Annotated in this window: 7 protein-coding genes and 3 pseudogenes; 4 read left to right on the top strand and 6 right to left on the bottom strand. The window is 52.6% G+C overall.

What is annotated here, in order from left to right:
* From DVDV_RS21930 to DVDV_RS23665, 4 genes and pseudogenes are all read right to left on the bottom strand, one after another.
* Window positions 1–616: pseudogene (locus tag DVDV_RS21930) on the bottom strand (transposase); the annotation flags it as partial.
* A gap of 71 nt (window positions 617–687) precedes the next feature.
* Window positions 688–1,278 carry a MerR family transcriptional regulator gene (locus tag DVDV_RS23985; protein WP_083634862.1) on the bottom strand — a complete coding sequence of 197 codons (591 nt, stop codon included), beginning with the start codon at window positions 1,276–1,278 and terminating at the stop codon, window positions 688–690.
* 15 nt (window positions 1,279–1,293) lie between these two features.
* Window positions 1,294–1,551 carry a transposase gene (locus DVDV_RS23670; protein WP_368482931.1) on the bottom strand — a complete coding sequence of 86 codons (258 nt, stop codon included), beginning with the start codon at window positions 1,549–1,551 and terminating at the stop codon, window positions 1,294–1,296.
* Between the two features lie 78 nt (window positions 1,552–1,629).
* Window positions 1,630–1,782 (bottom strand): annotated as a pseudogene (locus DVDV_RS23665) (transposase); the annotation flags it as partial.
* A 3-nt stretch (window positions 1,783–1,785) separates the two neighbouring features.
* Between DVDV_RS23665 and DVDV_RS21180 the strand changes: the two are divergent.
* Both DVDV_RS21180 and DVDV_RS23840 read left to right on the top strand, forming a co-directional pair.
* Window positions 1,786–1,959: pseudogene (locus tag DVDV_RS21180) on the top strand (integrase core domain-containing protein); the annotation flags it as partial.
* Between the two features lie 484 nt (window positions 1,960–2,443).
* On the top strand, window positions 2,444–2,575 hold the full coding sequence (locus tag DVDV_RS23840; protein WP_303046341.1) for a hypothetical protein: 132 nt from the start codon (window positions 2,444–2,446) through the stop codon (window positions 2,573–2,575).
* A gap of 569 nt (window positions 2,576–3,144) precedes the next feature.
* Here DVDV_RS23840 and DVDV_RS23660 read toward each other — a convergent pair.
* Entirely contained in the window at window positions 3,145–3,423 is a 279-nt protein-coding gene (locus DVDV_RS23660; RefSeq protein ID WP_254845485.1) for a transposase, read from the bottom strand.
* A 711-nt stretch (window positions 3,424–4,134) separates the two neighbouring features.
* Here DVDV_RS23660 and DVDV_RS22575 point away from each other — a divergent pair.
* Window positions 4,135–5,076 (top strand): hypothetical protein, encoded by a 942-nt coding sequence (locus DVDV_RS22575; RefSeq protein WP_139311708.1) that lies wholly within the window; start codon window positions 4,135–4,137, stop codon window positions 5,074–5,076.
* A gap of 245 nt (window positions 5,077–5,321) precedes the next feature.
* Entirely contained in the window at window positions 5,322–6,167 is an 846-nt protein-coding gene (locus tag DVDV_RS21165) for a class I SAM-dependent methyltransferase (protein WP_139311707.1), read from the top strand.
* Between the two features lie 106 nt (window positions 6,168–6,273).
* On the opposite strand, the gene DVDV_RS23040 is transcribed toward DVDV_RS21165, so the two are convergent.
* Window positions 6,274–6,503, bottom strand: a 230-nt coding sequence (locus DVDV_RS23040) for a hypothetical protein (protein ID WP_217694155.1), incomplete at its 5' end; no start/stop codon positions are given.

Raw genomic sequence — 6,503 nt, 5'->3', positions numbered from 1 at the left:
CTTACCCGTGCTTGCCTTAGTTTCACGAGACGCCGGTTCAGGAGGGCGCACACCCGCCGGTAGCCGTAAGTTAGCCGCCCGTCGACGATCTCGCGGATCAAAGACAGCAGGGCTTCGTCCTGGGCCTTGGAATAACGGGGAGAGCGGTTTCTTGGTCCGGTCACCAGTCGTTCGGACAACTGCGAACGGGCCACGTCGAACGCCTCTGCCACCCGCTTCACAGGGAATCCTCCTCGAAGGGCAACGGCGTGCGCGAGATCAGTTTTTTTTCGCGCGCGATCTTGATGCCTTCCTTGAGGATTTCCACTTCCATCGTCTTCTTGTCCAGGAGTCGTTCCAACTCCCGGACCCGCTTCTTGAGCGCGCGGTTCTCAGAGGCACTGACCACTTCTTCGTCCGCCTGAACCGCTACCTTGCCGCCCTCGCTCATGAGTTTCCTCCGGTGGAAGAGGAGGCTTGGCGCAACGCCGTATTGGCGGGCCACGTAGGAAACGCTCATCCCTGGCCGGGACGATTCCTCCACGATCCGCAGTTTCTCCGCCAACGGCCAACGACGGCGCTCGACCATGTTGACCACCTCGACCGTGGGAATCTCGTTAGCACTCTGTCTGGACATACCTCTAGACCTATCTCCTAGGTTCAAGGGAGTGTCCGGTCCAAATGGGGGCTACTCCACAAAAGGAATTTCTACCAAGTGTGTAGGAATTTTCCAGGTGGCTGGCTAGCTCCCAAAAAGCCGTTTCCACCAGGAGGGCCGAAAATTGCCCCCTGAGGCGTTTTCCGGGGCCGCCGTGTCCTGGGTTCTGTGGCTCCTGCCCCTTCTGGCCCTCCTGGGGCCTCCTGGAGCGGAATAGGGGGGGATTCTCCCGACAGCGCCACCCCGGCCCGGGCCAGGTTCTCCAAAAGCTCGTTCTGCCGCTCCAAAAGGGCGTTCTGCCGCTCTAGGGCGGAAACCAAACGACCAGCCAAGGATTCACCAAAAAAATCAAGAGTTAGTTCTTGGCAGGTGGTTGGTGGTTGATCCTTCGCAGTCGGTTCAGCATCGCGAGCAAACCCCTCTTTGGCCAAAGCCGCCTCGGTATCTGTCTGGGTCTGCCCCTGGGCGTGACAGGCCACAACCAAGCGGAGAGCCTCCACCGCCTCAATGCGATATCGAGCCGGCCTCCCCGTGGAGACCACAGGGAAAAAGGCTTCGAAGCTTCGCAGGAATCGACGTACCGTCGTCTCGGGCAATCCAAAGGCTTTACATAGCTCGGGGGCTGTCACCGTCTGTTTCATGGGCTTCGCTTGACCTTACCCCATCGAGTACACCAAGGATAAGTTCGGACTCTTGGTTTCAGGGTTTTCCCCCTTAACGGCTCTTCGGTATTCCTCCGGGCTCATCCCGGCAAGGGCGCTGTGGGGGCGCACGGTGTTGTAATCCTTCCTCCAGTCCTCGATGATCCTTTTGGCCTCGGCCAGCGAGCGGAAGGTCTGAGCATTGAGGCACTCATCTCTCAACCGGCCGTTAAAGCTTTCGATATGACCGTTAACCATGCGCCTCAACGGCATGACGCACGGCCAGCGGCGTTCGGCGGGCTCTACGCGTTTTTTCCAAGGACCTCTTTGAGAACCTATGTCCAAGGCCTAGTCGGCCACAAGCCGTTTCAGGCGCTGGTTTTCCTCCTCAAGTCCTCGCAGCCGACGTGCCTCGGTCACTTCCAACCCGCCGAATTTGCTCCGCCATTTGTAAAACGTCGCGTCGGAGATCCCATGCTGGCGGCACACTGCGGCAACCGTCATGCCTGCCTCTCCATGGAGTGGTTTCGGTCCCGGATGGAAGCCAAAGTGGTCATCGAGGGCTGGCGCAAGCTCTATAACGAGGTGCGTCCGCACTCGAGCCTCGGCAAAATGACGCCGGGAGCGTACGCTCGAATGGTCGGTAACACTTCAACCCAGGGAGCCACTCTCAAGAATTGACTGGTCCGGAGAAAGCCGGCAGGTCAGCGGCAGCCGAAACGCCGGTACGAGTCCAAGAATCGAAATGGCCGAGAGGACGCCTATAAAAAGTGTGATGTGTAGGTCATTGTTTCTTCCTCTTTTTTGTTTGGAAGATGATCTAAAATTCTATCGTATTTATTATCCATACTGGATTTGTTAACGTTTTGTTAACACGGCTTTGGAATCTGTTAACAGACTCTTGTTGACAAAGTGGGAACGAAAATTCATCAAGTCCAAAACCCGCGTAAAATATGGATTGGTCCTATTTTAGGACCATAGCTAAAAATGAAAATATCCAATGTTACCAGAGCGCCGCAGGTATATAGGTCCGGATAGACGGGGAACTCGTCGCTCCCTCCGATGCTTTTGGCCTTTCCAAGGTCCGATACTCACACCTTGGAGCCTGGGCCAAAAGGGCTTACGTGAGTGGCTGGTGCTGGCCGAGAAAAAGGAAGCTGGGAAAATGAGCGCAACCTGGATTTACAACCTGATCGGATTTTTCGGCATTGCCCTGGCTGTTCTGTTTTTCATGCTTCCCCCGGACAAACCCAACCGCTGCCCCGACTGCCCCAATGGAAAGCAAAACCAGCCTTAAGAGCGCGGATCGCTCGGACCACCAGCCCGGGCCGGCCATCCGGTCAAGCTCCTGGGCGCGGGTCGTGACTCAGGAGGGCGGTTCAAGAACCTGCCTCCTCGAAGACTCGTGCGGCCCTGCCGGCTTCGGCTGGCGCCTCAGCTCGGACGGGTTGAAACCGGATCTGGTCTTGCCCGCGAAAGAGGGCAAGCGCACTTTACGGTTTCTCTGCGAGAAACCGTGCGCCGATCCTAACTGCCTGTGACTTTTCTTTTTCTTGGGGGGCTGGGGGAACCCCCCAGATAGGCCCGCTTCGGGCCGTGGCTGCCTTTCTCCGAGAATCATCCGTATCTGGTCCCGCGTGGGTGTGCCTGACCGCTTGGCCAAGCTCCTACGGCTTTTCGAGTGCACCGTGCCCTTGTGGCCGGCTGTTTGGTTTTAACTAGGTCATTGAGGTGGTCAGAATCGTTGCCACGGAGGCCGATTTCGCAAAGCATGTTTCTCTTTTAGCTGCTTTCTTGCTTTTACGCGCTTTATCGCTTTAAAAATCAAATAGTTACGAGCTCAAACAACGAGAGATTTACGGTTGACTAGGGTGTCCGGTCTAATTGGGGGCTACTCCAACGCGTCCACGCCAATCCGGCTCCTAGGGACCAAGCCATCCTTGCTGATCGCCTTGAGAACCCAGGTGAACACCTTCTGGTGAGTGCCAGCGACAGACGAGACCGTGTCCGGCTGAGCGAGGAATGATCCGGGACAGATTTCTTGGGCGAAAGCTGGAGAAAATCCCTCAGGGAAAGCGAATTGGCGCAGCGCTCCTCTATGCCGCACTCGCTGTCGATGCCCTCGAAATACCCCACGAGGTGCATCCGAAAATATCGGCCGGGCGGAATGGAGGGACGTCCCTTGTCGGAATAGAAGGGCTTGCACAACTTCTCGGCGAAAGGATCAAAGCCGGCTTTCCGGAGAATCTGCTGGAGACGATCGTAAAAAGCGTGCCCACGAGACCGGGGAATCTCATTCCAGGTTAGATACAGCGTCCCCTGCTGCTCACCCTGACGACCAAGTCCCATTGACTCGTCTCCATCTGCGCGATGGCTGGATTCTCGGTCATTTGGCCGACTTTTGCAACACGCTGCTGAGCCTAGAGAGGGGTGCCTTCCGGGTTTTCTCTGGGTGGCCGCAATCCGTTCCGTACCCAGCCGAGCGCGAACAGCGCGCGCTTGATGCGCCCGAACTCACGCAGGGCAACCGCCTGTTTGTAGGGCGGGGCAATTCCGCTTTTCGCGTTGCTGCAGAATCCACTTTTGACGGCCGCCGGTTCTAAGGCTATCTTGCGTGGCTGAGACAGTCGCCAAAGCGGTGTGTCCACAATTGGACGGCAACCGGGTTGACTTTCCAATTGCCCAAACGACATGATCACGTCCTTCGACGTGTCTCAGCCGGTCAAAGGGGCGTTCAACACGTCGTTTCATGGTTGGTCTCGAGACTTGAAAGCCCAGAAGCGAATTCTTCTGTAACCGTTGTTGCGACAGGGGAATCTGTAACACCCGAAACTGCCGACAGACAGGATGGCATAAATGTATAATACAGTAGAAATTAATTTTGAAATTGATATCAACTACTACAAATCTGCAAACAGTGATCTAGCAGAACTCAATGACGACCAGCTTACAGCTCATTTTAAAATGTATGGGATCAATGAAGGAAGACTTAGCTCGGAGTTCTCTTTAAAAGAAAATTTTTTCAATCTGGTTAACTTAAGTAAACCTGCTTTGGAAATTGGTCCATTTTGCAACCCGCAACTGCGTGGGGAAAATGCGTATTATTTTGACGTTATGTCAGCAGACTTGCTTTGCCAGAGAGCTGAACAGCTTGGCTTGGCAACGAATAATTGTCCGTCAGCGATACATTACATTTCAAGCTATGGCGACTTGACTGTCATAAAGGATAAATTCGAAGCTGTTGCCAGTTCCCACAATATAGAGCACCAATATGATCTTGTTCGTCACTTGCAAAGCGTTTCCAATATATTGCAGCCAAACGGCCGATACTTTTTATGTATCCCTGACAAACGTTTCATGTTTGATTACTATTTACCGGAGACGTCAATTACGGATGTTCTTGATGCCTATGACAGGCAATTAAAGAGACACTCTATCGCGAGTGTTTTAGAGCATCGTGCATTTGCCACGCACAACGATCCTCTCCTTCACTGGGCAGGGGATCATGGCCTGGTGCCAACATCCAGTCCAAACCACTTTGATCTTATCAACAAGGCTCTAGATGAATATCTGTCGAGCGGTGATGGGTATATTGATGTTCACACTTGGAAGTTTACTCCCTATAATTTTGTTTATATCGTTGACGTACTGAACAAGTTGAAATTAATAACTTTTACTTGCGATCGTATATTCAATACGCCCCATGGAAGAGGGGAATTTTGCGTTATTTTGCGATACACTCCGCTAACCGACACGCCCGGGCTTGCCGACGCTGAGGCTCTCCCTGCGCCGGGGTAACGCAAGATTTGGGTGGCAGCTTGGCGCCAAGACTGTTTTTTACCGGGTCGGACGACAAAGCCTTCGCTGCTCAGGAAATCACGACGCCGGCTCCACATTCGCAATTGAAAAGGAGCCCTTGTCTTTGTCTGAAGATCGCTATGCAAAAATGCCCAAGCTTGCGTCGCAACCCGTCCCCACACCTGTAGTGGTGGCGTTTTTTCATGAACATAACCAGTGATGCGGTTGTACAGCCAACGGAGAATATGATGGAGATCAATGCCCTTGAGTATTATTCACGTGAATTTCCTTCCACAATGAACGCCCTGACAATTTTTAAAGATACTTGGTTGACGGACTTTGCGCTGCCGGATTTTGCTACCGGAGAAATGAAGCTTCTTGTCGATCACCGAATACTCGGATTTGAGAAGAATCTGGGTTCGTTTTCCGGTCTGGACATATTGGAGCTTGGACCGATGGAGGCAGCCCACTCCAAAATGATGCTGGACCGGGGGGCTTCGTCTGTGACCTCCATCGAGTCGAACAGACTCAACTTTCTCAAGTGTCTTATCATAAAAAATTTGTTCAGGCTTGATCGATTGAATCTGTTGTATGGCGACTTTAGCCTGTTTTTGGAGAAGCGTTCAAAAAAATACGATTTCTGTTTGGCCAGCGGCGTTCTTTATCATCTGGCTGACCCTGTCTCTGTATTGAGTCATATTTTGAACATAGCCGACTCTGTCGGGATATGGACTCATTATTTTGATCCGGATCTGTACAGCGAGCGTGAGGACCTGCGGGCGCTCATGGGTACAAAATTTGAAATTGAACCGAAAATTGTAAAACACAATGGAATAGACTTGTATTTACAAAAAAAATTGTACACAGACCAAGTAAAACATGATAATTATATAGGTGGAACTCATCCATACTCTTACTGGTTTCATAAGAATTCTTTGTTCGAAATGATACGTTGTTCCGGATGTGAAATAGTTAAGGCTGTCGAAGTTGCCACACCGGAACCTTCGGTGACCTTATACGTGGCCCGGAAAAAGGAATCAGCTTGTGGTGCAGCGCAAAGTGCTGGCTCAGTAACCGTGCAGGGAGTCTAGACAATTCGAGACCGATGCGCAACTTCCTTCAGTCGGTTCGTTGGCTTTTCTTCAAGCTCAAAGGCGGGTTTTCCACCTTCGGGAAGATTTGTGCGTTGCTTATCGGCTACGCAGATGTTTCAAAACAAGACCAGATCCAGCGTTCCAGCGCGAGGCCTTGCTCGACACTGGATGCCGGAAGGTCAGTGAAGAGAAAGGGAGTGGTGTCAAGGGCGGAGAGTAAGTGTACCGGTTGGCCGGAGCAAAAGTGTACCACCCGTTGCCAGAGAAAGGGCCCCGAGAGGCCCTTTCTGTCGATTTGATTTCTTGGTTCTTTACCTTGGGGAAGGCTCTGGA

This window comes from Desulfovibrio sp. DV (assembly GCF_001936595.1).
In the GTDB taxonomy this organism is placed as follows: Bacteria; Desulfobacterota; Desulfovibrionia; order Desulfovibrionales; family Desulfovibrionaceae; genus Solidesulfovibrio.
Note: the sequence above shows the minus strand (reverse complement) of the source record. Positions and strands in the feature narration are given on the sequence as shown.

Coding starts and splice junctions, on each gene's coding strand:
- DVDV_RS23985 (WP_083634862.1), bottom strand. CDS start 1,278: ATGAAACAGACGGTGACAGCCCCCGAGCTATGTAAAGCCTTTGGATTG.
- DVDV_RS23670 (WP_368482931.1), bottom strand. CDS start 1,551: ATGCCGTTGAGGCGCATGGTTAACGGTCATATCGAAAGCTTTAACGGC.
- DVDV_RS23840 (WP_303046341.1), top strand. CDS start 2,444: ATGAGCGCAACCTGGATTTACAACCTGATCGGATTTTTCGGCATTGCC.
- DVDV_RS23660 (WP_254845485.1), bottom strand. CDS start 3,423: ATGCACCTCGTGGGGTATTTCGAGGGCATCGACAGCGAGTGCGGCATA.
- DVDV_RS22575 (WP_139311708.1), top strand. CDS start 4,135: ATGTATAATACAGTAGAAATTAATTTTGAAATTGATATCAACTACTAC.
- DVDV_RS21165 (WP_139311707.1), top strand. CDS start 5,322: ATGATGGAGATCAATGCCCTTGAGTATTATTCACGTGAATTTCCTTCC.